27 protein-coding genes are annotated in these 22,922 nt (G+C 63.0%); 15 read left to right on the forward strand and 12 right to left on the reverse strand.

What is annotated here, in order from left to right:
* Window positions 1-29 precede the first annotated feature (29 nt).
* Complete coding sequence (locus tag WDJ60_RS12280) at window positions 30-866, reverse strand: endonuclease III domain-containing protein (RefSeq protein ID WP_340100768.1); 837 nt, start codon at window positions 864-866, stop codon at window positions 30-32.
* A gap of 118 nt (window positions 867-984) precedes the next feature.
* Here WDJ60_RS12280 and cysE point away from each other — a divergent pair, with 118 nt between their 5' ends.
* The 3 genes from cysE to WDJ60_RS12295 all read left to right on the forward strand — a co-directional run bounded on the left by cysE (window position 985) and on the right by WDJ60_RS12295 (window position 3,980).
* The gene (cysE, locus tag WDJ60_RS12285; RefSeq protein ID WP_417750456.1) at window positions 985-1,578 is read left to right on the forward strand and encodes a serine O-acetyltransferase; all 594 of its coding nucleotides are present in this window, start codon (window positions 985-987) and stop codon (window positions 1,576-1,578) included.
* A gap of 82 nt (window positions 1,579-1,660) precedes the next feature.
* On the forward strand, window positions 1,661-2,665 hold the full coding sequence (locus WDJ60_RS12290; protein ID WP_340100769.1) for an acyltransferase: 1,005 nt from the start codon (window positions 1,661-1,663) through the stop codon (window positions 2,663-2,665).
* 133 nt (window positions 2,666-2,798) lie between these two features.
* Complete coding sequence (locus WDJ60_RS12295; protein ID WP_340100910.1) at window positions 2,799-3,980, forward strand: redox-regulated ATPase YchF; 1,182 nt, start codon at window positions 2,799-2,801, stop codon at window positions 3,978-3,980.
* A 30-nt stretch (window positions 3,981-4,010) separates the two neighbouring features.
* Here the strand turns inward: WDJ60_RS12295 and WDJ60_RS12300 are convergent, their stop codons facing one another.
* Window positions 4,011-4,469 carry a DUF7313 family protein gene (locus WDJ60_RS12300; protein WP_340100770.1) on the reverse strand — a complete coding sequence of 153 codons (459 nt, stop codon included), beginning with the start codon at window positions 4,467-4,469 and terminating at the stop codon, window positions 4,011-4,013.
* A gap of 24 nt (window positions 4,470-4,493) precedes the next feature.
* Window positions 4,494-5,261 carry an NAD(+)/NADH kinase gene (locus tag WDJ60_RS12305; protein WP_340100771.1) on the reverse strand — a complete coding sequence of 256 codons (768 nt, stop codon included), beginning with the start codon at window positions 5,259-5,261 and terminating at the stop codon, window positions 4,494-4,496.
* Between the two features lie 206 nt (window positions 5,262-5,467).
* Between WDJ60_RS12305 and WDJ60_RS12310 the strand changes: the two genes are divergently transcribed.
* From WDJ60_RS12310 to WDJ60_RS12330, 5 genes are all read left to right on the forward strand, one after another.
* On the forward strand, window positions 5,468-6,160 hold the full coding sequence (locus WDJ60_RS12310; RefSeq protein ID WP_340100772.1) for an RAD55 family ATPase: 693 nt from the start codon (window positions 5,468-5,470) through the stop codon (window positions 6,158-6,160).
* A complete protein-coding gene (locus WDJ60_RS12315; RefSeq protein WP_340100773.1) occupies window positions 6,157-6,882 on the forward strand; it encodes a hypothetical protein in 726 nt (241 codons plus the stop codon). Before WDJ60_RS12310 ends, WDJ60_RS12315 begins: the two co-directional genes overlap by 4 nt.
* Before the next feature lie 68 nt (window positions 6,883-6,950).
* On the forward strand, window positions 6,951-7,508 hold the full coding sequence (locus tag WDJ60_RS12320) for an NfeD family protein (protein ID WP_340100775.1): 558 nt from the start codon (window positions 6,951-6,953) through the stop codon (window positions 7,506-7,508).
* A 73-nt stretch (window positions 7,509-7,581) separates the two neighbouring features.
* Window positions 7,582-8,757, forward strand: a complete 1,176-nt coding sequence (locus tag WDJ60_RS12325; RefSeq protein WP_340100776.1) for an SPFH domain-containing protein — start codon at window positions 7,582-7,584, stop codon at window positions 8,755-8,757.
* Between the two features lie 81 nt (window positions 8,758-8,838).
* The gene (locus WDJ60_RS12330) at window positions 8,839-9,444 is read left to right on the forward strand and encodes a winged helix-turn-helix transcriptional regulator (RefSeq protein WP_340100777.1); all 606 of its coding nucleotides are present in this window, start codon (window positions 8,839-8,841) and stop codon (window positions 9,442-9,444) included.
* On the opposite strand, the gene WDJ60_RS12335 is transcribed toward WDJ60_RS12330, so the two are convergent.
* The 5 genes from WDJ60_RS12335 to WDJ60_RS12355 form a co-directional block, all read right to left on the reverse strand.
* Window positions 9,429-9,692, reverse strand: a complete 264-nt coding sequence (locus WDJ60_RS12335) for a DUF7123 family protein (RefSeq protein ID WP_340100778.1) — start codon at window positions 9,690-9,692, stop codon at window positions 9,429-9,431. The two genes, WDJ60_RS12330 and WDJ60_RS12335, sit on opposite strands and share 16 nt — an antisense overlap.
* Window positions 9,693-9,917: 225 nt before the next feature.
* Window positions 9,918-10,319 carry a TRAM domain-containing protein gene (locus WDJ60_RS12340; RefSeq protein ID WP_340100779.1) on the reverse strand — a complete coding sequence of 134 codons (402 nt, stop codon included), beginning with the start codon at window positions 10,317-10,319 and terminating at the stop codon, window positions 9,918-9,920.
* 69 nt (window positions 10,320-10,388) lie between these two features.
* On the reverse strand, window positions 10,389-11,099 hold the full coding sequence (locus tag WDJ60_RS12345) for a YkgJ family cysteine cluster protein (protein ID WP_340100780.1): 711 nt from the start codon (window positions 11,097-11,099) through the stop codon (window positions 10,389-10,391).
* Window positions 11,100-11,155: 56 nt separating this feature from the next.
* The gene (locus tag WDJ60_RS12350; protein WP_340100781.1) at window positions 11,156-11,932 is read right to left on the reverse strand and encodes an MBL fold metallo-hydrolase; all 777 of its coding nucleotides are present in this window, start codon (window positions 11,930-11,932) and stop codon (window positions 11,156-11,158) included.
* The gene (locus tag WDJ60_RS12355; RefSeq protein WP_340100782.1) at window positions 11,929-12,195 is read right to left on the reverse strand and encodes a MarR family transcriptional regulator; all 267 of its coding nucleotides are present in this window, start codon (window positions 12,193-12,195) and stop codon (window positions 11,929-11,931) included. Before WDJ60_RS12355 ends, WDJ60_RS12350 begins: the two co-directional genes overlap by 4 nt.
* 186 nt (window positions 12,196-12,381) lie before the next feature.
* On the opposite strand from WDJ60_RS12355, the gene WDJ60_RS12360 reads away from it, so the two are divergent.
* Entirely contained in the window at window positions 12,382-13,086 is a 705-nt protein-coding gene (locus WDJ60_RS12360; RefSeq protein WP_340100783.1) for a class I SAM-dependent methyltransferase, read from the forward strand.
* A gap of 46 nt (window positions 13,087-13,132) precedes the next feature.
* On the forward strand, window positions 13,133-14,035 hold the full coding sequence (locus WDJ60_RS12365) for a glycosyltransferase family 2 protein (RefSeq protein WP_340100784.1): 903 nt from the start codon (window positions 13,133-13,135) through the stop codon (window positions 14,033-14,035).
* Window positions 14,036-14,038: 3 nt separating this feature from the next.
* Here the strand turns inward: WDJ60_RS12365 and WDJ60_RS12370 are convergent, their stop codons facing one another.
* The gene (locus WDJ60_RS12370; protein ID WP_340100785.1) at window positions 14,039-14,845 is read right to left on the reverse strand and encodes an amidohydrolase family protein; all 807 of its coding nucleotides are present in this window, start codon (window positions 14,843-14,845) and stop codon (window positions 14,039-14,041) included.
* A 154-nt stretch (window positions 14,846-14,999) separates the two neighbouring features.
* Here WDJ60_RS12370 and thsA point away from each other — a divergent pair, with 154 nt between their 5' ends.
* Window positions 15,000-16,565, forward strand: coding sequence for a thermosome subunit alpha (gene thsA, locus WDJ60_RS12375; protein ID WP_340100911.1), 1,566 nt, complete (start codon window positions 15,000-15,002; stop codon window positions 16,563-16,565).
* A gap of 63 nt (window positions 16,566-16,628) precedes the next feature.
* A complete protein-coding gene (locus WDJ60_RS12380) occupies window positions 16,629-17,255 on the forward strand; it encodes a DUF6517 family protein (RefSeq protein ID WP_340100786.1) in 627 nt (208 codons plus the stop codon).
* A gap of 1 nt (window position 17,256) precedes the next feature.
* Here the strand turns inward: WDJ60_RS12380 and WDJ60_RS12385 are convergent, their stop codons facing one another.
* On the reverse strand, window positions 17,257-18,060 hold the full coding sequence (locus WDJ60_RS12385) for an SAM hydrolase/SAM-dependent halogenase family protein (protein ID WP_340100787.1): 804 nt from the start codon (window positions 18,058-18,060) through the stop codon (window positions 17,257-17,259).
* An 87-nt stretch (window positions 18,061-18,147) separates the two neighbouring features.
* Here WDJ60_RS12385 and WDJ60_RS12390 point away from each other — a divergent pair, with 87 nt between their 5' ends.
* The gene (locus WDJ60_RS12390) at window positions 18,148-18,657 is read left to right on the forward strand and encodes a CinA family protein (protein ID WP_340100788.1); all 510 of its coding nucleotides are present in this window, start codon (window positions 18,148-18,150) and stop codon (window positions 18,655-18,657) included.
* A gap of 4 nt (window positions 18,658-18,661) precedes the next feature.
* On the opposite strand, the gene WDJ60_RS12395 is transcribed toward WDJ60_RS12390, so the two are convergent.
* The gene (locus WDJ60_RS12395; RefSeq protein WP_340100789.1) at window positions 18,662-19,189 is read right to left on the reverse strand and encodes a nicotinamide-nucleotide adenylyltransferase; all 528 of its coding nucleotides are present in this window, start codon (window positions 19,187-19,189) and stop codon (window positions 18,662-18,664) included.
* Between the two features lie 170 nt (window positions 19,190-19,359).
* Between WDJ60_RS12395 and lonB the strand changes: the two genes are divergently transcribed.
* Both lonB and WDJ60_RS12405 read left to right on the forward strand, forming a co-directional pair.
* The gene (gene lonB / locus WDJ60_RS12400) at window positions 19,360-21,426 is read left to right on the forward strand and encodes an ATP-dependent protease LonB (protein ID WP_340100790.1); all 2,067 of its coding nucleotides are present in this window, start codon (window positions 19,360-19,362) and stop codon (window positions 21,424-21,426) included.
* 3 nt (window positions 21,427-21,429) lie between these two features.
* Complete coding sequence (locus tag WDJ60_RS12405) at window positions 21,430-22,311, forward strand: CPBP family intramembrane glutamic endopeptidase (protein ID WP_340100791.1); 882 nt, start codon at window positions 21,430-21,432, stop codon at window positions 22,309-22,311.
* Here WDJ60_RS12405 and WDJ60_RS12410 read toward each other — a convergent pair.
* A complete protein-coding gene (locus tag WDJ60_RS12410; protein ID WP_340100792.1) occupies window positions 22,308-22,769 on the reverse strand; it encodes an MGMT family protein in 462 nt (153 codons plus the stop codon). The genes WDJ60_RS12405 and WDJ60_RS12410 overlap by 4 nt on opposite strands.
* Window positions 22,770-22,922: the final 153 nt, after the last annotated feature.

The raw sequence follows: 22,922 nt of genomic DNA on the forward strand, positions 1-22,922 counted from the left end.
GCGATAAAAACACCGCCCTCAGATAGTTCTCACTCCGTTATAGCAGTTTCAGAAGGGTCAACGACTTCGCCTGTCGCAGGATAGACACCGACCTGGTCACACAAATCAGACAGAGGGCAAGCTTCTGGTCCTTCAAGACAGGCCGGCTTGCGGGCCGAGCAGTACTCACGACCGAACTGAATCATCGCAGTGTGGCCGAAGCCGCACTTCTCGCCGGGTACTGACTGCTCCAGAGCCTCCCGGACCGCTTCGTGGGCGGCGTCAGCCGGCGCGAGACCCATCCGGCGTGCGATGCGGTGGACGTGCGTATCCACCGGGAAGACGCCAGAACGACCGCCAGCAAACAGCAGGACGCAGTCGGCGGTTTTCGGACCAACGCCGTCGACCGAAAGGAGCGTGTCCCTGACATCGCTGGGGACGCCCGTCTTCACGAACTCGTCGAAGGTAGCTGCGTCGCCGTACTCCGTGCGGACCCACTCGGCCGCGCCGATGATTTTCTCTGCTTTCTGGTTGTAGAGGCCGGCCGATTTGATGGTCTCCGCCAGTGACGCGTGGTCGGCCGCTGCGAGTGCGGTAGCGAGGTCCGCGCCAGCACCGTCGTACCGCTCCATCAGCGAGTCGTGGGCCGGCTGACTCGCGGTGTCGGATGTGTTCTGACTCAAGATCGTGCGGACCAGACACTCGAAGGCGTCCTGCGTGTTGTCTGCCGTCTCCCAGTAGGTGGCGTCGTCGCCGGTTTCGATTGTCGCGCCGTCGCTCTCGGGAAAGAGCATGAAATCGTCGGGATCCAGGTCTTCGTGATAGAGCAGACCCAGTGCGTCGACGACCGCCTCTGCGCGCGTGTCGGCGTCCAGTTCCGCGGGCATATCCGAGAAACGGAACCGCACGGAGAAAACGAGTGTGGTTGCCCCGGGAGTTCCACGAGGTTTAGGAGCCTCGACGTGGTAGTATCGGTCGAAGGAATACCGACCAGAGAGAAAGACCATGCCAGGAATTTGGACGTACGTCCGGGAAGATATCTGTGCAGCACTGGAAAACGACCCGGCAGCGCGGTCAGTACTCGCAGTGCTGACCTATCCGGGACTCCACGCCGTCTGGGCACACCGCATCGAGCACGCGCTCTGGACGCGCGGGTCCCATCTGCTCGCACGGGCGCTGTCGCAACTGACGCGTTTCTTGACGGGTGTCGAAATACATCCAGCCGCGGAGTTCGGCCGACGTGTGTTCATCGACCACGGAATGGGCGTCGTTATCGGCGAGACGGCGGAAATCGGCGACGACGTGCAGATGTACCACGGTGTGACACTGGGCGGGAACGACCCGCGACCAGTCAAACGTCACCCAACTGTCGAAGATGGTGCTGTACTGGGGGCGAACAGCACGCTCGTCGGTGACATTACAATCGGTTCGGGGGCGTCCGTCGGTGCGGGCGCTGTCGTCCTCGAAGACGTCCCCCCTGGCGCGACAGTCGTCGGAAACCCCGCGACAATCGTCGCCGAGGGCCGGGACGGCATCGAAATCACGCCGGACCCGGGAGCTGAGCCGAGTCGCGGTGGTGTCTCGTTGCTATCCTGTTGACCAACAGTTCCGTCATGCGTACGTCAGACGTGCGTCAGACGGTGCATCAGGCTTTAAGACAGTCGAAAACAGTTATTACGCCGTGCCGTCACTTCGCTCAGACCCCCTCGACGAACTGGTCGTCCCGGACGGGACGCACGTCGAGGAGCACGACCTGGTAACGGACGGGGACGTCATCGTCGGCGGACAGAGTACCGTCGAGTTCGGCGTCCGGGGGAACAACGTCATCGCGGGCGAACGCGTCCAGTTCGGTGGCCACATCGAGGCCGAGGGGGACTGTCGGCTCGACATGTGGTGTGACGTGGCCGACAACGTGCTCGTCGGCGAGAACGCCTACCTCGGCGAGCGCGTCCACATCGCCGGCCAGCTCAAGGTCGCCGGTGATCTCGACATCGGCGACGACGTAGACATCGAGGACGGATTCGAGGCCAACGGTTGGATCGTCATCCGCAACCCGATGCCGACTATCGTCTTCCTCTTCGTCTACCTCTCGCAACTGCTTCGCATCGGCGAGGAGGAAGCCGCCGAAGAGGTACTCTCGGAGATGATGGACGACGAGCGCGAGCACGAACCCGTCGTCGTTCCTCGCAGTACGCGCGTCAGCGACGACGCCTGGCGCGTCTCGACGCCGGCCCGCATCGGCGACAACTGTCGCCTCCACGGCAACATCCGCGCCCAGTCGCTCGTCGTCGGTCGAGACACCGAAATCTTCGGCAGTCTCCGCGGCAAGGAGGGCGTCACGGTCGGCGCTGGCACCCAGGTGACCGGCAACGTCACGACTCGAGACGGGACGATTCGAATCGGTCCCGACACCGATATCCGCGGTGACGTCTCCGGCGAGTACGTCGAGATTCACCAGGACGCGGCTGTCGAGGGTGCGATTCGCGCCCGCGAAGAGATGACGATGGTCAACGAAACCGTGCTGGACGATTCCGTCATCGAATCCGTCGACGTCGCGGAGACTGACGAAGCGGAATCGGCAGCCGATGCCACGGTCGACGAAGACAGCAGCGCCGAGACAGACGATGAAAGCGACGCCGAGACGGACGAGGACACGGAGACGGTCTCCGCAGACGACGCAGATTGATACTGTCGGCTATGACCTCCAGAGGAGTTTCGGTACCGAGTATCTTAGCGAAGTTGTAGCCGACAGTATGCGTCGGTGCCGCGAGCGCCCGCCAACCAAAAGGGGCTTTTGAGCGTTCGTGATAGAGATGAGCATGCTCTCTATCGCACTCGCCGGCAAGCCAAACGCGGGGAAATCTACCTTCTACACCGCCGCGACGATGGCCGACGTGGAGGTGGGAAACTACCCGTTTACGACCATCGACGCCAACCGCGGCGTTAGTCACGTCCGCACGCGCTGTCCGTGTCTCGACCGCGACCAGCGGTGTGGCAACGACAACTGCCACGACGGCAAGCGCTACGTCCCCATCGAACTGCTCGACGTGGCCGGACTCGTCCCCGGTGCCCACGAGGGAAGGGGGCTGGGCAACCAGTTCCTGGACGAACTGACCAACGCCGACGCAATCCTCCACGTCGTCGACGCGTCCGGCGGAACGAACGAGGAGGGAGAACCCGTCGAAGTGGGGAGTCACGACCCCGTCGAGGACCTGGACTTCATCGAAGAGGAGATGGACCGGTGGCTGGCATCTATCGTCGAACGCAACTGGGAGTCCATCGTGCGGCAGTCCCGCTCGCCCGATTTCGACATCGACGACTCGCTGACGGAGATGCTGACCGGCGTCGGTGCGACGGAACTCGACGTGGCGCGCGTCCTCCGTCGCGTCGACTATCCGGCAGCTCCTCGCCAGTGGACCGACGAGGACCGACAGCGACTCGCGGCGGAAATCCGGACCGAAACCAAACCGATCATCGTCGTCGCCAACAAGGCCGACATCGCCCCCGAAGAGAACATCGACCGCCTCCGGGACGCAGCCGAGACCGTCATTCCGGCCACGGCGGACGGTGAACTCGCCTTGCGTCGTGCAGTCGAGGCGGGCGTCGTCGACTACGACCCCGGTGACGACGACTTCGACATCGTCGGCGACGTGAGCGACCCCCAGGAAGACGGATTAGAGCGCATCCGCGAGGTGATGGCCGAGTGGGGCGGCACCGGCGTCCAGCGAGCCCTCGACACCGTCGTCTACGATGTCCTCGACCAGATTACCGCCTATCCCGTCCAGAACGAGACGAAGTGGACCGACGCCAGCGGCAACGTTCTCCCCGACGCCCACCTGCTCCCCGACGGATCGACGCCGAAGGACCTGGCCTACGCCGTCCACTCCGACATCGGAGAGGGATATCTCCACGCCGTCGACGCTCGCGAGAAACGTCGCATCGGCGAAGACACGGAACTCGAAGAAGGCGACGTAATCAAGATTGTCAGCAGCGCAAAGTGAGGCGGCAAAACGAGGCAGTGCGGCTCGGTTTTAGATGATAGCGCCGACCGGCCCCTCGATGAGGAAAAACAGCGTCTGGTAGGCGGCGTACGCGAGGACGATCGTCGCTGCTGCCAGCGCGCCTTTCGGTCGTTCGAGCGAGACGCCGCGGCGTGCCTCGGCCTTGCGCGCCTCGAACTCGAAGAAGTCCGTCAGGACCAGCCCGATGACGAGCGACGAGAGGACGAATCCGGGGTGGTACGAGACGGTCATGTAGTAGAACGCGCCGACAAGGAGGACGACGTTTATTGCCTCGTGGGGGACGAAACGACTGACTGCTTCGGCCCCGTCGTCTGCCTGTGCGACGTGCCGGTCGTGGGCGATTTTCCGCGTGACGAAGTTCAGCACGACGAGCGCGAGGAGAAGAGCCTCGATGACGAGCACATCGGCGATACCGATTTCGACGCCGAAGATGCTGTCGACGGGCCCGAAGAAGTTTACTCGGGTCATAGTTGAGTCTGTGTCCTTACTACATTAGAGTTTTTCCAATTCCGCGCCCCGGTGAGCGAACGGTGATCGGCTCTCTGGGACCCGGACCAGCTCGACGGTCCCGCCTGTCGAGAGTTCGACCGGGACGCCGACGCTCGCGTGACCAACAGTCCGGCCGTCGGCGAGCACCTCGACTGTGGCGTCCTCGCGTTCGACGGTGATACGCACGTCGTCTGCAGGGACGACCCAGTGGTCGAGTGTCGTGGCGAAGGGCGCGATAGGGACCAGCGCCAGCACTGACGGCCCGGGCGGGATCACTGGCGCGCCCGCGTTGCGAGCGTACCCGGCGGTCCCCGCTGGTGTCGCGGCGACGATGCCGTCGGCTCGAAAGCGGGCCACACGCTCGCCGTTGGCAGTGACGGTAAACTCGGAGATGTGTGCTGGTTCGGCCGTGGCGAGCATGGCGTCTGTGAGCGCCAGCGTGCGTCGAGTGCCGTCGTCGACGGTGACGAGCGGGTGGGACTCGGTTTCCCAGTTTCCGGTCAGCAGGCGCGTGGCGGTGTCACCGAGTCTGTCCCGCGGAACCGACCGCAGGCCAGCCCCGGCGTCGACGGGCAGGAGTGGAACCGTCGGGCCCTCGCGCGCGAGCTCTAGGACCGACGGCTCACCAACTCCGACCGCCACGTCCAGGTCGGCGTCGAGAACCGTTCCCGGTGGTCCGACGACGGATTCCAGACCGGCGTCGTCGAGTGTCGCAACGGCCCGCTCGGTGTCCTCACCGACGACGCCGACGCGCCGTACCTCCCGTGTCATACCGAGACGTGAGAGCAAGACAGGCAAAAAGGCACCGCACGCGGGGCAACAGCGCGAACACTCGACCCCGAACCCGAGACGCGTCTCCGAGTGTACTCGCTTCGTCATCAAGCGGAAGACCTGAATTCGATCGAAGGAAATTCCGAAGACGGGGATTGTCGAAGCGTTTTAGCCAGGTCGCCGCGCACGTCGTATCGTGAACTGAGATGTCGGCCAACTCGGAGTCGGGCACGGTGACGCCACAGGACGAAGCGACGCTTCCGGAGGTGCTGTCTCCCGACCCGGACTGGAGCAGCGTCCTCATCAGCGGGCCGGCGATGACCGGCAAGCAGTCGCTCGGTGTCGAACTGCTCGCGACGGCAAACAGCGCCGGCGGGCAACCGATTGCGATTACCACTGCAGACACCGCCGAACAGGTGCGGACGGCGTACCGGACTGCCGGCGGCGAAGCCACAGACAACCTGGCAGTTATCGACTGTCTCCCCGGATCCGAGGGCAGCGGCGACGACGCCTGGACACGGGCCATCGGTTCCCCGGGTGATTTCACCGGCATCGCGATGGCAGTCTCGGACGTATTCGAAAGCGTCTCAGACAATCGCCAGGCAGGGGCCAGAGTCCTGGTCGACAACCTCGCAACGTCGCTCGTCTACACCGACATCGAACCGCTCTATCGATTTCTGCACGCGCTCGTCGGACGGGTCACTGCCAATGGTGGCGCAGTCATCGCGACGCTCGACACCGACGGCACCGGCGACGCCGAACGACAGGCCCTGGTCGGTCTCTTCGACACTGTTGTCGAAGTCCGTCGGGCCGACGACGCGACCGAGTTTCGCGTCGTGGGCCGAGAAGACGTTCCAGACCACTGGTACCGCCATTCGTCTGGAGGTGATGACGAATGAAAGAACTGCTCGAATACCTCCGTGAACAGGTGATAACGCTGACCGTATACAACTACGAGGGGAGCGACGAGCGACTGGAGACGCTAGCTGGGGCGTTCTCCGGCGCTGGTGTGGCCGTCACCACGGACACCACTGGCCGCGGGTCGCCGACGAACCTCGGTGTACTCCACCGCGGCGACGAGGTGTTCGGCGCGCGTTCGGTCGACGAGTGGGAAGCAGACGACGGCTTCGCGGCTGCGTTCGAAGGGGACGACAGCGACCGGGCCGAGATTCCACACCTTCCCAGCGACGGCATGACGATATCGCCGGAGACGAGCCGAACGAAGATGGTCGGCATCTCCCGGACGTTCGAGCGGCGAGCGCTCCGCGAACGCGGCGGCAGGCTCGTGGCAGGGTTCCAGACGCTGTCGACGATAACCGGCTCCGAACGAACCCGGGCGGTGTACGACCGTCTCGCAAATTCGGGCGTGTCTGTGACGGTCTGTGGCTATCCGGATGCCACTATCGAAGACCCACCCTTCGAGATCTTCGAGGACACCGACGAGAGATTCCGGGAGTACTGGTTCCTGCTGTACGACGGAAACGGCAACGACAGCCGAAAGGCCGCGCTGGTCTCGCGGGAGCAGGACCCGTCGCTGTACGACAGCTTCTGGACCGACAACCCCGAGACAGTCGACCAGCTGTTTGCGCTCGGCTCTGCGGAGTACCCGGAACTACTCTGAGCGGTATCATCGCCGCCCGGAGCGGCAATCCCCGAAGCGTTATCCGGTCGGCAGCCTAATACAGTATCATGCCCGTAGAGCTATTCGGAATACCGCTGTCCTTGCTATTGCTGCTGGCAGGAGCGGGACTCGTCATCGCGGAGGCGTTCGCTCCCGGTGCCCACTTTTTCGTGCTGGGCGTGGGGCTGTTCGTCGCCGGGCTGGTGGGGATTGCCCTCCCGAGCGGCCTCGGTGCCGTTGCGCTGCTCATCATGGCACTCGCCGTTCTCATCTCGACGGGACTGACCCTCTACGTCTACCGCGAGTTCGACATCTACGCGGGGTCTGGCGAGGGGACGACGAGCGATTCGTCGTCGCTCCGCGGCCAGACCGGTCGAGTCACAGAGCGTGTGACGCCGACCGACGGCGAAGTAAAACTCGAGAGTGGCGGGTTCAACCCATATTACAAGGCACGGAGCGTCGACGGGACAATCGAGGAGGGCGAGACTGTCATCGTCCTCGACCCCGGCGGCGGAAACGTCCTCACCGTCGAGTCCTTCGCGGACCGAACCGACGACATCGACAGGGAACTGGCCCGCGACCGCGAGCGGAGAGAGCGCGAAACCGAGTCCGAATCGAGTTCGTAACACCGCCACTTCCCCAAACTGACCGGTCAAACGGACAAACACTTTTCACCGGCTACCCCTAAGCCTCCACGAGATGTTCCCCGCAGTAGTATTACAGACAGATGGGGCCTTCCCGATTATCGCAGGGATTTTCCTCATTCTGGCACTCGTTACAGCGTACAAGAGTATCGTTATCGTCGACGCCTACGACAAGGAAGCGTACACGCGCTTCGGGAAGTATCAGGGGCTGCTCGAACCGGGCCCGAGCTTCGTGTTGCCGTTCGTCACGCGGACGTACCGCTTCGACATGCGGACCCAGACGCTCGACGTTCCCCGGCAGGAAGCTATTACCCGCGACAACTCGCCGGTGACCGCCGACGCCGTGGTCTACATCAAGGTGATGGACGCCGAGAAGGCGTTCCTCGAAGTCGACGACTACAAACGCGCCGTCTCCAACCTCGCCCAGACCACCCTCCGTGCAGTGCTGGGTGATATGGAACTCGACGACACGCTCAACAAGCGCCAGCAAATCAACGCAAAGATACGCAAGGAACTGGACGAACCGACCGACGAGTGGGGGATTCGCGTCGAGAGCGTCGAGGTCCGCGAGGTCAACCCCTCGAAAGAAGTCCAGCAGGCCATGGAGCAACAGACCTCCGCAGAGCGTCGCCGCCGCGCCATGATTCTGGAAGCCCAGGGTGAACGGCGCAGTTCCATCGAGGAGGCCCAGGGTGACAAGCAGTCGAACATCATCCGGGCCCAGGGTGAAAAGCAGAGCCAGATTCTCGAAGCACAGGGTGACGCGATCTCGACGGTGCTGCGTGCGAAATCCGCCGAGTCGATGGGCGAGCGTGCCGTCATCGAACGCGGGATGGAAACCTTAGAAGAGATCGGCAAGGGCGAGTCGACGAAGTTCGTCCTCCCGCAGGAACTCACCTCACTAGTGGGCCGCTACGGCAAACACCTCCAGGGGAGCGACGCCAAGGAGAACGGCCACGTCCTCGAGGGGCTGGACTTCGACGACGAGACCCGGGAGATGCTCGGTCTCGACGACATTGAAGAGATTCTGGGAGAACTCGACGACGAAGAATCGGTCATCGACGTCGAGAAGATGGAGCAGGAAGCCCAGGCCGTCAAATCCGGCGAGTCGACAGCCGACATCAAAGACCCCGACGATGTCATCGACGAGATGGACGACGGGATAGACATGGACGCGGGCGGCGCGAACTTCAGCAGGGAGTCCTCCGACGACAGCGAGAGTTCGAACTAGCTGGCCACCCGCCTTTTGCCGTGCGTGCGATACTCTCACAGAGCGAAGGTATTTTCCCGTCGTCTCGCCAACAAACGAGCAATGAGTCGGGATGGGGACGTAGACGAGTCAAAGCGTGCGACACTGCGTCGCTTCGCTGCACTGGGGGCCGCCAGTCCGCTCGTCGGACTCGCGAGTGCGAGCGACAGTGACGCGCCCGACGCGATTATAGGATATCTGACTGCAACGCCCGGAGCACACTTTTCGAAGATTCGCGACGACCTGCAGTTGGGTACCGGCGAAACCCAACACCACCTCCGTCGCCTGGAGAGCGAGGGGACCATCGAGAGTCGGAAGGACGGCGACTACAGCCGGTACTTTCCCGCGGGACGGTTCTCGGAGTTCGAGCAGGTTGCACTCGGCTATCTCCGCCGAGAGACGCCACGCGGAATGCTCGTGGCGCTGTTGCAATCGCCGGGCATTTCTGCGGGTGATATCGCGTCACAGCTGGACGTGTCGCGCCCGACAGTGAGCAAACACGCCGCCGAAATGGAGACGGCGGGGTTGCTCTCCCGCGAGGACGGGTACGCTGTCGAACGGGCAGAGACGCTGCTCATGCTGCTGGTCCAGTACGCCGATTCGTTCGGCGAGGAGGCAGTGGCGCTGGCGGCGGCGGCTGACGACCTGGTCGCCTACGACCCCGAGTGACCGTCGGTGACCATCCAGGTGGTACTGGAAGAGTACCCCCACTTCTCGATGTCGAGTCCGACTTCCTGCTCTTCGAGAGCAGTCATGTTGGTGCCGACCTCCTTCGCCGAGAGGTCAAGCTCCTCGCCGATGAGCCGTGATTTGAAATACGTCTGTGTGTCGGCGTTGTCTCGCAGATACGTGAGAATCTGGCGCTGTTTCTCTGTGAGGTTCGGCGTGTCCGCGCTCGCTGTGGCGGTCGCGCTCATACCAACAGGAATGGCTGTCTCGCATATAGCCAGTTTGGTACGGTCGGTTAACAGGCTCCCCTCTGGTGATTTTAGTACTATCTCGCCATCTGTAACCGGCCGTGCCGGAGCAACAGACCTGAACGTTGGTACGGGCGCGAACAGGCCCGACCATCGCTCGGCCGTTCACGAAATATTGCGGTACCTGGGGTGTCGACTCACGTCACGGAAGGGTAGCCAACAGTCTCAGATGTCTTCGTCAATAATTTCGCCGACCGCGAAGTTCGACTTGACCTCCGTGACTTCGACTTTGACGCGCTCGCCGATCTCCGAATCGGGGACGATGATGACGTAGCCACGCTCGACGCGGGCGATACCGTCACCCTGTTTGCCGATGTCCTCGATTTCGACATATCGGATTTCCCCCGCTTCTACCGGAGGCTGTGGTTCCGACGGTACCCCCTCGTCGCGCTCGGGTTCGGGTTCGGATTCGGCCGTCTCGGCTGAAATCAGCGCGACACGGTAGGTTTCGTTCGGGTCGATAGAGCCAGTCTCGATTTCCCGCTTCGGGACCTCGATAACGTACTTGTCGTCGTCGGACGTGATATTCGAACTGAACAGACACAGGAGTTTATTCGAGATTTCCAAGGTAGTTAGACCTCCATTCGACGTAGAGGAATTCCACCCCCAAAATAGTGTGTGTACACGCGACCGGGACTAGAGCGGCGTTCCGTCGGGACGTTTCGCCCCTTCGGAGTCGTGAACCACGATATCGCCCCGTCCGGCGTCTGTCGGTTCGTACCCATCACGCACGGCGATTGCCTCTTCGAGTTCTCTGATTGCGCGGGTTTTGAGCGCTGCCGCGAGTTCCTCAGCATCGTCTCGACCGATATCTCGCCCGAGTCCCTCACACTCGTGGGCGCGGACCATCCCCTCGGCATCAACAGCCTCGCCCATCGGCTGGCTCGTGCCACCGAGTGCGACGCTGAACGGGTAGGTCTGGCAGACCAACGGCCGGTTCTCGTGGACGGTACAGGCACCTTGCGTCCCGTCACCCGAGGTCGTTTCCTCGTAGAAGGTGCAATCTCCGCAGTCGTCGGTCTGCAGCGCCCACTCGAAGGTTTCGCCTTCCAGTCCGTCCGCTCCCTCGGTGAGACCGTAGGGCATCGGCCGGGCCACGTCCCGGAAGTCGTAGTCGCCGCCGTCCTGAATCGTCTGGATTTCGTCGGGGAAGATGGTCGCCGTGTGCGGATCGCCACCATCGGTAGTCGCCTTGTCAGCGTCAGCCCCGCCACTTCCGCAGCCGTCCTCGGCTTTGCAGCAGGCCCCACAGCGAGTACACTCGAAGCCGATCGATTCGATGGCGTCGGCGAGCGCAGTCACTGAGAGGTCACGCGCGCGGTCCAGTTCCGATTCGAGAGTCTCCACGCAGGAGCCTATGTGGGCAAAAACAAAAGCCCGTCGCCGGGCATCGGTCCAGCCGCCTAGACCGGTGACGCCCGTTCGCCGTCCCACCGAACCTGACCCTCGATGGCCAGCTTTTCGAGGTGCGCGACGACCGTCGCGCGGGCGAGGTCCCGAACCGCGGACACGTCCTTCTCGTAGGCGGCGTCGACGATATCGTCGGGCGTCATCGCGCCCTCCTCTGTGACGGCCCTGCCAACAGTTCGCTCGCGCTGGAGACGGTGAGCGATGAGGCGGCTGCAGGTGGCCCGCGGGTCGTCGACGACAGGGCCGTGTCCCGGATAGAGGTTGTCGGGCGCTCGAGCGTGTACGCGGCGCAGCGACGAGAGGTAGGCGCGCATATCACCTCCCGGTGTGCCGACGACGACAGACCCCTCTGCGACGGCGAGGTCGCCGCTGACGAGACCGTCGTCGACGACAAACGCGACGTGTTCGGAAGCGTGACCGGGGGTATCGACGACCGGAACGCCGTCAGCGACGGGAAGCGTCTCGCCGGGCGAGAAGGTGCGGTCCGGGTCGACGCCGGTGGCGGCGGCGAACTCCCGCTCGTGCCCCGCACGCGCCCAGACTGTGAGGTCGAACGTCCGGGCGGCTTCGGCAACGGCACCGACGTGGTCCGGATGGTGGTGTGTGACCGCGACGTGGCCGACGTGTCGGTCAGAAATCACATCGTGGAGGTCGTCGGTCAGTGTAGCAGGGTCCACCAGCAGGGCGTCGTCACTACCGAGAACGTAGGCGTTGGTTCTACCGTCCGGTGCTCGTGTGTTTGTGGAAACTGGAATTTGCTGTGGTGTCACTCTACCAGTGCGTACACCTGTTTGCGCGCATCGTGGAAACTGTAACGGGATTCGACGAGACTCTCGTCTTCGAGGCGGTTCAGCGCGTAGCGGACCGTCCGGTCGGGCAACCGTGATTCCTCGGCGAGCTGTCCCTGTGAGAGTGGTGAGTCGGTCTCGAGAACCTTCGCGACCAGTTTCGCGCTCGGGGGCAGTTCACGGAGCCGGCGTTCGAACTCCGAATTTCCGAGTTCGTTGCTACTTTCACCAGTTTTCGTGCTCATACGTTTGCTTCTGCAGCGGATAGTGGTAAAACTTCCCTACAAACAAGGCTATACAATACAGAGTGTTAACCCAATATAACCATCCTAAAACAGCGTCGCGGGCGTGGCCTCCGAGGGCGCACTCTCGTGAGGGACGACCGGAGAGTCAATACCATTTTATCCCCCGGGTGGTGAAAAGACGGTAGCGTGAAAGGACAGGAGTGGTATCAGGCCGACGACGTGGCGGAGGCCTACGAAGACAAGCGCTTCTCGCGCGGTGGACGACTCATCGACGACCGGGAGAAAGCAGCGGTGCTGAACGCTCTGGGACCCGTCGAGGACAAGGACATTCTGGAGATCGCCTGTGGGACGGGGCGGTTTACTGCGATGCTTGCCAAAGAGGGTGCGAACGTCGTCGGTCTCGACATCTCGGGACCGATGCTCCAGCAGGGCCGAGAGAAGGCCATTCAGCTGGGGGTCGACGACCACATGGAACTGATGCGCGGGGACGCGGGACGACTCCCGTTCCCCGACAATCACTTCGACGCCGTGCTCGCGATGCGGTTTTTCCACCTCGCGGACACGCCACGAGAGTTCCTCAGAGAGATGCGTCGCGTCTCGGCGAATCAGGTGTTTTTCGACACGTTCAATCGGTTTTCGACCCGGTCGCTGTACAACTGGACGCTCCCGATGGGGTCGCGGCTCTACTCCGGAACGGAAGTTGCCCGCTTGCTCCGAGACACGAACCTCGAACTCGCGGGATCCGAGCACGACTGGATATTCCCGTACGGATTCTATCGGCAGATTCCGGGCAGCGTCGCCACTGCGTTTCGCAAGCTAGACACCGTCATCGGTAGTTCCTACGTCGGTGACCGGCTGGCGTCGGTCTCTTACTGGGACGCCCGGGTGTAAGGTTCCCCCGCGACTTTTTTACCTTTCGAGCGCGCTATCGGTGGATATGGATGTCTCGGTCGTCGTCCCGACACTCAACGCCCGCAACCAGCTAGCGGGTTGTCTGGACGCGCTCGCCGAGCACGTCCCTGACGCCGAAGTAGTCGTCGTCAACGGTCCGTCGACAGACGGAACGACGGGAATGATTCAGGAACGCGACGACGTCTCTGTCCTGGTCGAGGTCGCCGACCGGACGATAAACGCCGCACGAAACGCGGGTATCAACCACACGAGTCGTGATGCAATCGCCCTCGTCAATCAGAGTCTCTCCGTGACAGAGACGTGGAAAGCGGCCGTCGAGAGTGGCCTCGACGACAGCGACGTGGTAACTGGACCGACGCACACACAGCTTGTCGCCGGTATCGAGACCGAACAGAAAGAATCGCGAACGATTTCGGGCCGTGACGTTACCTATCTCAACGGCGGAAACGTCGCTTTCCGCCGGGAGCCGCTGGACGAACTCGACGGCTTCGACGAGTATCTCGATATCGGGGGAATGCGAGACCTGTCACACCGACTCGCGGCGCTTGATTTTTCGGTGCAGTGGGACGACGAGATGTGCGCGCGCCGTGAAGTCGGTGCCGACGGCGGCGAGACACCGGCCGACTGGGGGTGGAAGTACCGGTCGCTCGCCTATCGCCTCGTGAAAAACTACGGCTTTCGCCCGACAGTCGTCCGGCGACTTCTCGGCCACGCCGGGTCCGATGCGTTCACCGAACTCCGAGATGTCGTCAAGGGCGACGGACGTCCGTCGCGCTGGCTGGGGACCGGGCGAGACGTAACCACCAACATGCTCCGCGGAATCAAAGACGGACTGGTTGCACGCCGACTCGACAAGACGATTCGACGCAACCCGAGAGGGCGCTCCTACCGGACGGACCGGTCAGTCACAGTCTACGACTGGCGATAACCGTCAGGGTGCGAGCGCGTCAATTACCCGCGAGGCGTTCTTCGAGAACACTTTCTTCATCGCATCCTCGGGAACGTCGAGTGTCAGAATCTCCATGATCGCGACGTTGGGATGGGCGACCGGTGCGCCGCTTCCGAAGAAGACCCGATCGGGATGTTCCATCACTGCGCGCTCCAGCGGGTCGCGTTTGCGCACGAACGTCGTGTCGAGATAGCAGTTGTCGTGTCCGGAAAGCAGGTCGATGGCATCGTGCATCATCTGGTCGTCGAGCGGGTAGCCGCCGAAGTGTGAGACGACCAGCGGGAAGTCGTAGCCGAGCAGCGACTCCTCGATAGCCGACGGCGGGAAGCCACTGCCCCCGTAGGTGAGGACCGGAAGTCCGCGCTCGGCCAACTCTTCGAGGACAGCCTCGTCGGGGAGTCCGTCGACGACGGGGTTGAGTTTGAACCCCGCAAAGCGGTCGTCGTACGCGCACTTCTCGATATCGTCGGGGGACGTGTGGTCGTCCGTTCGCGACGCCGTAATGTTGCGCAGGCGTGAGCCGGTACTTTGCCCGGGGTCTCTGGCACCGTTGACACGCGCCATCGCAACGAACGGCCGACCGACGCTCATCCGGGCGACGGCGTTGTTCGCTTTCAGATACGACCCGTCTCGCTCGCCGGGAAAGACCAGGGCCCGGACGACCCCCGCCTGATGTAGCTCCCGTTCGACTTGCTCGGGGTCGCCGCTGTCCCGTGGACGACGGCTCTCGTCCGGTTCGAGCTCGAGGTGAACGTCGACGACCCTGAACCCGTGCTCCAGTTCGAGCATCTACGGGTCAATCGCGGAGGGGACTATTAAACCCTGTACGACCAGTGCCGCCCAGGACCGTCCCCGCTGCCTTCCGATACGATACATTTATATAGAACCACAAACCACACATGAAACGAGGAACTCAATCATGTCTCAATCTGGCCAGCGACGCATGGGTGGACAGCCCCTCTTTATTCTCAACGAGGATTCCGAGCGAACTAGCGGTGAAGACGCACAGTCGGCGAACATCACAGCCGGCAAAGCGATTAGCGAATCGGTACGGACGACACTGGGTCCGCGCGGCATGGACAAGATGCTCGTCTCCGACAGCGGTGACGTCGTCATCACCAACGACGGAGCAACCATCCTCGACGAGATGGACATCGAGCACCCGGCCGCGCAGATGCTCAGTGAAGTCGCCGAAACGCAGGAAGAGGAAGTCGGCGACGGTACCACGACGGCCGCCGTCCTCGCCGGTGAACTCCTCTCGAAGGCAGAAGACCTGCTCGACGAGGACGTTCACCCGACGACGATCGTCGAAGGGTACCACGCCGCAGCCGGCATCGCCCAGGAAACCATCGACGACGTCACGCTCGGCGGCGACCTGAGCGACGAACAGTTGCTCGAAGTTGCCGAGTCGAGTATGACCGGCAAGGGCACGGGCGACGTTGCTGCCGAGGCACTCGCCGAAACCGTTGTCGATGCAATCCGCCACGTCGACGGTGACCGCGAGAAAGGCGTCGACCGGGACAACATCACGATCCACGCCCAGACGGGTTCGGCGTCCAGCGCGACGGAACTCATCGAAGGCGTCATCATCGACGAGGAGCCCGTCAGCACCGACATGCCGCGCAGCGTCTCCGACGCCTCCATCGCTCTCGTCGACGCAGACATGGAGGTCCGCGAGAGCAACATCGACGCCGAGTACAGCGTCTCGAACGTCGACCAGCTCAACGCCGCCATCGAGGCCGAGGACTCCGAGCTCCGAAGCTACGCCGAACAGCTCGCAGACGTCGGCGCAGACGTGGTCTTCATCACCGGCAGTATGGAGGACCGCGTCGGAGCGTACCTCGCCGAAGAGGGTATTCTCGCCTTCGAGAACCTGCAGGACAGCGACGTCAAGTCCATCGCTTCCGCGACCGGTGGCAACCGCGTCGGCTCTGTCGACACGCTCGACGCCGAGGACCTGGGTGCAGCCGACGACATCCACGTCGAGAAGTACGGCGACGAGGACCTCGTCTTCGTCGAAGGCGGCGCGGCCGCCGAGGCCGTCACCGTCTTCGCCCGCGGCGGCACCGAACACGTCGTCGACGAACTCGAACGCGCACTCCGCGACGCGCTCGACGTCGTGACCGCCGCCCTCGATAAGGGTGGCGTCGTCGCCGGTGCCGGTGCGACCGAAATCGCCATCGCCGACCGCATCCGCGAGGAATCGGCGGGCATCGAGGGCCGCAAACAGCTGGCCGTCGAGGCCTTCGCCGACGCCGTCGACGTGCTCCCGCGCACGCTCGCGGAGAACACCGGCATGGACCCCATCGACGCGCTCGTCGACCTTCGCGCCGCGCACGAAGAGACCGGCCGCGCAGGCGTCATCAGTGAGGGCCAGACCGGCGTCATCGACGACCCCGTCGACCACGGTGTCCTCGATCCCGCCGCTGTCAAGCGCGAGGCAATCGAGTCGGCCAACGAAGCCGCGACGATGATCGTCCGTATCGACGACGTCATCTCGGCAGAGTAAGTCACTCAATCTACCACGTTTTTTGGCGGTGCCGTTACCCTTCCCCAGTCCCTACTGTCGCTCGTGTCAGCACCGCCTGCCATCACGACAGCACCGTGGGAGAAGGTCGACGAGTGGTCGGAAACGGCATTCGAGAACCGGTTCGTGACTGTGAAATCCGACAACGCCGTCTACGAGGACCCGGACTTTCTGACGGAATTTCGCCCGCTGATGCCCGATGGCATCGACCAGTCGCCGCGAGCGGTGTTCACGACTGGCCTCACGTTCGACCCACCGCCACCCGGCGACCGGACGATGGAGAAACTGCTCGCCATCGCCGCGAAGTACGCCAGTCGCGAGTTCAGAAAGAGCCTCGGCGAAGACGGCCTGCGAAACGTCGAACAGACCGGCTCGCAGGACCTCCGCCTGCGCGGCCGGCGCACCGCGAAGGCGTTCCAGTACGACGCCGGCTATCCCCTCAACGGTGAGGCACTGGCCGTTCCCGATGCCGATCCAGTACTCTCGATTCGCGTCTGGGTGGCCATCTGGCCGAAAGAGGATTCCTTCGAAATGGGTGGTGGGATCTATCCGCTGGAGAACCTCGCGGACGCAGTGTCGCGGGTCGGTGGGAAAACCGACGTTACCGTCACGGCCCAGCCCGGCGGCGACCGCCGTGAAGTTCTTGCCCGAATCCGAGAAGCGGCGGAGTGAGTTACCACTTGAATCGAATGCGGTCGCCAACGCCAATGCTGAACGCCTTGTCTCCTCGGCCACGGTTGACCGCAAGTTCGACGTTGCCGTGACTGCCGACAGTCACGACGCGGTGGCCGCCGTCGACGGCCGCATAGGAGTGTCGGACCGTGGCTGAGATTCCGTTCGCCTGAACGTGGTCGCCAAAGCGGCCGGCGAGGACCTCACCGGGAACGTTCGTAATGACGTTCCCGAAACTGTCGATGGTCAGCACTTCCCCGACTGCGCCATCGTCGGTAATTGTCGGTTCCGGAAACGTCACCTCGGCAAACTCGTCGGTCCGCTCGAATCCGTCGTCCGTCTGGAACGTCTCGTGTCCCGCATCGTGGACGTGCGCTGCTGTCGGTGCAAAGAGGTCGCGACCGTGGAACGTCTGACTGTCCGGTTCCGGCGGCCAGGCGCTCGTTGTCGGGTCCGCTTCGGTCGGATCGCCCTGTTCGAACTTGACGGCAAACACCGCTATGTCCTCGGCGAGACGGCGCGCTGCGGGGAGCAAGATGCCGTTGTCCGGGCCGACGAGAACGTGTTCATCTGCCCGGACGACGACGGCGCCGCGGTCCGTCCCGACGCCGGGGTCGACGACGACGAGATGGACTGCCGGCGGAAAGTACGGCAGCAGTTCCTGCAACCAGAACGCGGTGGCGCGGACGTCCTGTCTGGGGAAGTCGTGTGAGATGTCGACCAGTCGGGCGTCGGTGTGCTGGAGGAGCACACCTTTCATGGCTGCCGGATACGGAGAGCCGAAGTCAGAACTGAGTGTTATCATACCCTGTGATTCGGTCGACACTCCCTTACCGATGTTGCCTGGCCAACCGACCAGTGGTTTGATTTCGCTCTCAGACCCACTGCTGGTATGGACGATTCGGACCCAGTCGAGAGACGCGTCGGCCAGCGACTCCGAGAGTCGGATGCCACTGTCGCCGTTGCCGAGTCCTGTACGGGTGGGCTGGTCGGCTCACTCCTGACAGATGTGCCGGGGTCGAGTGACTACTTCGACCGGTCGGTCGTGACCTACTCGAACGACGCAAAACAGGACCTGCTGGCGGTCAGCAGAGAAGCACTCGATTCCAACGGTGCCGTCTCGGAATCGGTCGCTGGTGAGATGGCCGCTGGCGTGCGCGACACCGCTGGCACGACATGGGGCGTCGCCACGACGGGTATCGCTGGACCGAGCGGCGGCACGCCGGACAAGCCAGTTGGCACAGTGTACATCGGCGTCGCCTACGCCGGTGAGTGGGGAACAGAGTCGTCGTCGGTGGCCGTCGAGCGCCACGAGTTCGATGGAACGCGAACGGAACGAAAAGAGCGGTTTGCCCGGCAAGCGCTGCGAGCGTTGTTCTCGGAACTCGAGGGGCAGCCGTAGCCAGCTACTCCTCGGCAGCAGTGTCGAGCTGGCTCACGGTCTGGAGTCGCTCGATGCCGTCGATTTCGTCAATGGTTTCGGCGACGGATTCAGGGACGAACTGCCGCCACGTGCTATCAGAGACCATCCGTTCTCGAATCTCGCTGCCTTTCAGTTCCTCGCGGTTGAACATCCCGGTCTGGCGCACCTCGACGCCGGCTTCACGAAACAGTTGGAAGACCAGCGGATTGTTCGAATATGCGATGTCGAACCGAGGCGACATACTCTGGACGTGGCTGACCCAGACAGAGTTTCTGTTCAGGTCCTCGATAGGGACGGCGTAGGTGGTGATGTCGAGCGATTCGAGCGTCTTTGTAATCATCATCACTCGTTCGCCGGCGGTGAAGGGGTTGCGGACGCTGTGAGAGTCGCCGGCACTCCCAATACCGATGACGAGTTCGTCGACTTCCTCGGCGATGGACTCGACGAGTTGGAGATGGCCGTCGTGGAACGGCTGGAACCGGCCCACGAGGAATCCACGGGTCGTCTGCATGTGGTCGGAACTGGGGTGGCTGTTTGATAAACCCGACGGGTTCCGTACCACTCATTTGCCAACCCCTTTGTTCGGGAGCCTTCTGTCGATTAGTGGCGTATGCAATCCTAGTCGATGGGAGAAAGTATATCAGTCGACAGGCCTTCGATACTGGTGTTAGCAACGTTTGCATGAGTGACAATATAGAAACAGACGACATTCCGGGAATCGACCCGGACGTCGACTCCGAGGAAGACGACACGGAGACCGAAGAGGCTCCGGAGTCAGACGGAGAGATCGGGAGCGACACCGACCTCGGGAGCGACGTCACGGTCGATGCCGGAGTGGAAGTCGACGAGGAGGCAGCCGAAGACGACCTGCTCGGCGGCCTGAAAATCGACTCCTCGGCGGACATCGAGGTCCCCGACAGGCTAGTCGACCAGGTCATCGGGCAGGGCAACGCCCGCGACATCGTCAAGAAGGCGGCCAAACAGCGCCGCCACGTGATGATGATCGGCTCGCCGGGAACCGGCAAGTCCATGCTGGCCAAAGCGATGAGTCAGTTGCTCCCCAAAGAGGAACTACAGGACGTACTCGTCTACCACAATCCCGACGACGGCAACGAGCCGAAAGTCCGGACGGTCCCGGCCGGGAAGGGCGAACAAATCGTCGATGCGCACAAGGAAGAGGCCCGCAAGCGCAACCAGATGCGGAACTTCCTGATGTGGATCATCATCGCCATCGTCATCGGGTACTCGCTGATCATCGTCCAGCAGATTCTGCTGGGCATTCTCGCTGCCGGTGTCATCTATCTCGCCTTCCGCTACGGGTCGCGTGGCAGCGACGCGATGATTCCGAACCTGCTGGTCAGCCGCGGCGACCAGAAGACCGCCCCCTTCGAGGAGGCGACCGGCGCACACGCCGGCGCGCTGCTGGGCGACGTCCGCCACGACCCGTTCCAGTCCGGTGGGATGGAGACGCCGAGCCACGACCGCGTCGAGGCCGGTGCGATCCACAAGGCGAACAAAGGCGTGCTGTTCATCGACGAAATAAACACGCTGGACATCCGCAGCCAGCAGAAGCTGATGACCGCCATCCAGGAAGGCGAGTTCTCCATCACCGGGCAGAGCGAACGCTCCTCCGGTGCGATGGTCCAGACCGAACCCGTCCCCTGTGACTTCGTGATGGTCGCGGCCGGGAACCTGGACGCCATGGAGAACATGCACCCGGCGCTGCGCTCGCGTGTCAAAGGGTACGGCTACGAGGTCTACATGGACGACACCATCGACGACACGCCGGAGATGCGCCGGAAGTACGCACGCTTCGTCGCACAGGAGGTCGAGAAGGACGGCCGCCTGCCCCATTTCACCCGCGAAGCGATAGAGGAGGTCATCCTGGAAGCCCAGCGTCGGTCTGGTCGGAAGGAGCACCTGACGCTCAAACTGCGTGACCTCGGTGGACTGGTCCGCGTCGCTGGCGACATCGCCCGCGCCGAGGACAAAGACTACACCGAGCGCGGAGACGTGCTCCAGGCCAAGAAGCGCTCGCGCTCCATCGAGCAACAGCTCGCGGACAACTACATCGAGCGCCGCAAGGACTACGAACTGACCGTCAGCGAAGGCGACGTGGTCGGCCGCGTCAACGGGCTCGCAGTCATGGGCGAGGACAGCGGTATCGTCCTCCCCGTCATGGCCGAGGTGACACCGTCGCAGGGCCCCGGCGAAGTCATCGCCACGGGACAGCTCAAGGAGATGGCCGAGGAGGCAGTCCAGAACGTCTCGGCAATCATCAAGAAGTTCTCGGACGAGGACATCTCCGAGAAGGACGTTCACATTCAGTTCGTCCAGGTCGGCGAAGGCGGCGTCGACGGCGACTCCGCCTCGATTACCGTCGCGACCGCAGTCATCTCCGCGCTGGAGAACGTCCCCGTCGAGCAGAACATCGCCATGACCGGCTCGCTGTCGGTCCGCGGTGACGTGCTGCCCGTCGGCGGCGTCACGCACAAAATCGAGGCCGCCGCAAAGTCCGGCCTCGACAAGGTCATCATCCCCGCTGCAAACGAGCAGGACGTGATGATCGAAGAAGAGTACGAGGAGATGATCGAGATCATCCCGGTCAGCCACATCAGCGAAGTGCTGGAAGTCGCGCTGGCCGGCGAGACGGACAAGGACTCGCTGGTCTCCCGGCTGAAGTCCATCACCGGCTCGGCACTCGAACACGACGTGGGCCGCGGCTCCGGCAGCCCGAACCCACAGTAACGCGTGCCGGGGTGGGTTCCGTTCACCGGGCTCACCGCCGTCGTCGTACTGCTTTTACTCGGTCTCGCACGACTCTCACAGCAGGCTGTCAGCGACCAGCCAGCACTCCCCGACGGAGACGAACCGATAGCAACTCCGGACACACCAGCGCCCGCTGAAACGCCATCGACGGAGTCCACGGCACCCGACGCAGGTGTGACAGACGGCGACGCGGTGACGATTACCGGAGAGATAGAGACGGAGTCTGGACCAGTCCAGCCAGTCGAGGACTCACCGAGTGCAACCCAGCAGTTCTCGACGGGAGCGTTACTGGCAAACGTCGCACTCACACAAGGTCTGTTTGGAGCAATTCTCGTGGCCGGCGCGTGGTACTACGAGATCCCACTGTGGGCGCTTGGGCTGACCGAGACAGCGGTCGGAACCGGCACGCTCGCCGTCAGTATCGGCATCGTCTTCGGCGTGTTGCTGTGGACGGCCAACGAAATCAGCGCGACGGTGGCCGACGCCGCCGGTGCGACGTACGACGAATCCCTTCGAGAGATGCTCGCACCGGATACGGTTCCGGGCTGGCTACTCTTACTCGGTGTTATCTTGCCAACCATCGCCGTCGTCGAAGAACTGCTCTTTCGGGCGGCGCTTATCGGTGTCCCCGCGGCCGGGTTCGATATCTCACCGCTCGCGCTCGCCATCTTCTCGTCGGCGCTGTTCGCGCTGGGCCACGGCGCACAGGGGAAAGTCGGCATCGCCGTCACTGGTGGACTCGGACTCGTCCTCGCCGGTGGCTACATCCTGAGTGGAAGTCTGCTCGTGGTCGTCATCGCCCACTATCTGGTGAACGCACTGGAGTTTCTCGTCCACGAAGGAATCGGCGCGGACCGACTCTAGAGCCCTTCGACGGCGCGGAGTTTCTGCTCGACGGGCGGCGGGGCGGCACTCGGCCCGTCACGGACGCGGTGGTCGGGAATCAGCAGTGGGACAGGGTTCTCCGCGAGCGCTTTGCGGACGAGCGTGTGGTCGCTCTCCTCGCCTGCGTCGAGCCCCGGCGTCATACTGACGAGTTGTTCGACGGTGATATCGTCGCCGTACGGCACCTCTCGGAGCTGTTCGAGTACTTCCCGCTGGTCAGTCGGGACCGTTAGCGCGATTTCGACATCTTCGAATTCGTCAGTCGCACCCTGTAGATACGACTCGATGCGGTCGAGCAAGTCGTGGTCTGTCGACGCGTTCTCATCGAGCGCCGTCGGGAACGACACAGAGATGACCCGCCCCTGCGCGACACCGAGTTGTACGTAGCGGTCGAGATACCTCGACTCGCGGGCGTAGATACCGGCAGTCTCGTCCATACACCCTCGATGGTCCTCGGTGCCTTGAAAATTTGCGTCGCGCGTGCGCCTCTCGTGATTCTCGACGTTCAGCCTCCCGGAGAGTTCTGTTTAGCTGCTGTGCCGTGCGGCGGACTGAGAGAGCACGAGGACGCAAGCCTTTTGTACATCTCT

This window comes from Salinibaculum salinum, from assembly GCF_037645885.1.
Taxonomy (GTDB): domain Archaea; phylum Halobacteriota; class Halobacteria; order Halobacteriales; family Haloarculaceae; genus Salinibaculum; species Salinibaculum salinum.